Genomic DNA, 2851 nt, shown 5'->3' with positions numbered 1-2851 from the left:
GTCCTCGGGCGCGGTGAGTCGACCGATCCCCACCTCGGACAGGGTCCGCCACACGGTCTCCGCATCGGGCTCCACCGCGGGGCCGGAGAACTGGGCCAGCACGTCGGCCATCATCGACTCGAGGTCCTCGTCGATCTGGAGGCCCGCGCTCTCGACGGCCTCGCCGGTCGCCGCGGTCGCGCCGTTCTGCCCGTTCGCAGCGTTCGCGGCGTTCGCGGCGTTCATCGCATCCCCAGTCCCCGCGCGATCACGCCGCGCAGAATCTCGTTGGTGCCACCCCGCAGGGTGAAGCCGGGCCGCTGGTGCAGTCCGGCACGGAGCAGATCGGCGAGTTCGGACGCGGCCGCCGCCCCGTCACCGTCACTGTCACCGACACCGGGGGTGAACTCGTCCCCGAGCCGGGCGGAGACCGCCTCGACGATGTCCCCCTCGGTGGTGGTGCCGAGCAACTTGACCAGCGCCGCCGCGGTGTCCGCCGGCTCCCCGCGCTGGAGGGCTCCGGCGATGTTCTGGCTCAGCGCGTGCAGGCCCGCCATCCTCGCGACCGAACGTCCCAGATCAGTCCGGACGGGCAGGTGCCCCTCGGCGATGGCCCCGATCTCCGCGGCCAAGAGCCGGAAAGAGGACAGGAAACGTTCGGGACCGCTGCGTTCGAACGCCAACTCGGAGTTGACCTGCTCCCACCCGTTGCCGAGGGCGCCGAAGACGCGGGAGTCGGGGACGAACACCTCGTCCAGCACCACCTCGTTGAAGTGGTGGTCACCCGACAGGGACACGATCGGGCGGATCGTGACGCCCTCGCCGCGCAGGTCGACGATGAACTGACTCAGCCCGGCGTGGCGGTCGGAGGTGTCCAGGGGCTCGGTGCGGGCCAGCGCGATGAACGCCTCGGCGTGCTGCGCACCGGAGGTCCACACCTTCGTCCCGGTGATCGACCAGCCGCCGTCGACACGGACGCCCTTCGTCCGCACACTGGCCAGGTCCGATCCGGAGTCCGGCTCACTCATGCCGATGGCGAAGCAGCACTCACCCGCCGCGATCCGGGGCAGGAACTCACGCTTCTGCTCCTCCGTGCCGTATCGCAGCAGGGACGGCGCGATCTGCCGATCCGCGACCCACTGCGCGGCGACCGGCGCCCCCACGGCCAGGAGCTCCTCGGTGACGACGAATCGCTCCAGATGCGTGCGACCCCGTCCGCCGTATTCCGTCGGGACCGTCATCCCCACCCAGCCCCTCTCGGCGAGCCGACGGGTGAAGTCCTCATCCCACCGGGTCAACCAGGTGTCGATCCACGGCGTGAGCCGCCCGGCGGCGATCTCCCCGGACAGGAACGACCGCACCTCGGCGCGCAGGGCGTCCATCTCCACCGATGCCAGGGTGGTCGGGGGAACCAGGGCTGAGCTCATCGGTGCTCCTTCGGGAGGGCGTGCGGTGGTGGTGATGGTAGGCCAGCGGCTCAGCGACCCTCGTACTCCCCGGCACGCTTCTCGCCGAACGCGGTGAGGGCCTCGCGGTGGTCGGCGGTGTGGTGTGCGAGCGCCTGCATCGCCGCCGAGAGCTCGAGGAGGGACTCGAGCGACTGGTGCTGCGATTCGCGCAGCAGTCGCTTGGCCATCCGGACCGCGTGCGGCGGGTTCTTGGCCACCCGGCCGGCCAGTGCCCGGGCCGCCGGGAGCAGATCCTCGGGCTCCACGACCTCGTTGACCAGGCCCCAGGCGGCGGCCTGCTCTGCCGTGACCCGGTCGCCGGTGAGCGCCATCTCCGCGGCCCGCGCGGGACCGATCGCCTTGGTGAGCAGCCAGGCTCCGCCGTCGCCCGGGATGATCCCGAGCTGCACGAAACTCTCCGCGAACCACGCCGAGGTGGACGCCACCCGCAGATCGCACATCACCGCCAGGTCGCACCCCGCCCCGACGGCGGGCCCGTTCACCGCCGCGATCACAGGCACCTCGCAGTGGTACAGCGCGCGCGGGATCCGCTGGATGCCCGTGCGGTACCCGTCGCGCAGTTCATAGGGACTGCCGCCGAACATCCCGGCCCTGTCCACCATGTCCTTGACGTTGCCGCCGGCGGAGAACGCCGAGCCCGCGCCGGTGAGCACGACGGCGCGCACGTCGTGATCAGCATTGACCTCCGCCACCCGGGCGCAGAGCGCGTCGACGATCGCGGGATCGGAGATGGCGTTGCGGGTCTCCGGCAGGTTGAGCGTCCACGTCTCGATGTGGTCGGTTCGCTCGACCACCAGTGGCTGAGAGGTCATGGGAATCCTTCTCATCGAGGGGCTGATACGTGAGAACCCCCGGCCGGAAGGGACGGGGGTCAGGGGTTCTGATGGAGCCGCGTGTCGGAATCGAACCGACGACCTTTTCATTACGAGTGAAATGCTCTACCGACTGAGCTAACGCGGCGAGCCCTTGTGGGGCGAGGCAACTATATATGACCGGCCCGCGCGGTCGGAAAACGCCTGGCCCCCCGTGGTGGCCGCCCCGTCCGCAGCCGCGCGTCTCCCCCTGCCGCCTCAGCCCAACGCCTCCCGGATGGCCCCCACCATCGCCGAGACCGCGAACTTCGGCTTGACGTTGACCTCGATGGCCGCGCGACACTCCTGGATGGCCTCGATGGCCCCCAGCACGGACGCCGGCGGATAGTGACCCCCGAGGCGCGCCGACTCCTCGGCCTTGTCCGGGTGCACCGGGGCGACGTCCGCGACGCCGAGTCCGGCCATGAGCGCGTCCCGGTAGAAGCCCGCGAGGTCGACCAAGGCGAGGTCGAGAGAGTCGCGGGTGGAGCGTGTCCGCCGCGACTTCTGCGCCTTCTCCAACTCCTTGACGGCCCCCGCGGCGCCCCGCCC

At 70.8% G+C, this 2851-nt stretch carries 2 protein-coding genes, 1 tRNA gene and 2 pseudogenes; all 5 read right to left on the bottom strand.

The window, feature by feature from the left end; all coding sequences use genetic code 11:
* Window positions 1-225: pseudogene (locus IY392_RS05870) on the bottom strand (acyl-CoA dehydrogenase); the annotation flags it as partial.
* Window positions 222-1406, bottom strand: coding sequence for an acyl-CoA dehydrogenase family protein (locus IY392_RS05865; RefSeq protein ID WP_194860751.1), 1185 nt, complete (start codon window positions 1404-1406; stop codon window positions 222-224). The pseudogene IY392_RS05870 and the gene IY392_RS05865, both read right to left, overlap by 4 nt.
* A 50-nt stretch (window positions 1407-1456) precedes the next feature.
* A complete protein-coding gene (locus IY392_RS05860) occupies window positions 1457-2260 on the bottom strand; it encodes a crotonase/enoyl-CoA hydratase family protein (protein ID WP_107755646.1) in 804 nt (267 codons plus the stop codon).
* Between the two features lie 72 nt (window positions 2261-2332).
* Window positions 2333-2408 (bottom strand) — tRNA-Thr (locus IY392_RS05855).
* A 110-nt stretch (window positions 2409-2518) separates the two neighbouring features.
* A pseudogene (locus IY392_RS05850) lies at window positions 2519-2851 on the bottom strand (DNA polymerase III subunit delta'); the annotation flags it as partial.

The sequence above is a fragment of the Dietzia sp. SYD-A1 genome (genome assembly GCF_015356725.1).
GTDB lineage: Bacteria > Actinomycetota > Actinomycetes > Mycobacteriales > Mycobacteriaceae > Dietzia.
This window is presented reverse-complemented; position numbering and strand designations above follow the sequence as displayed.

Bases quoted from the DNA above. Each gene is read 5' to 3' on its own strand.
- IY392_RS05865 (WP_194860751.1), bottom strand. From the start codon at position 1,406: ATGAGCTCAGCCCTGGTTCCCCCGACCACCCTGGCATCGGTGGAGATG.
- IY392_RS05860 (WP_107755646.1), bottom strand. From the start codon at position 2,260: ATGACCTCTCAGCCACTGGTGGTCGAGCGAACCGACCACATCGAGACG.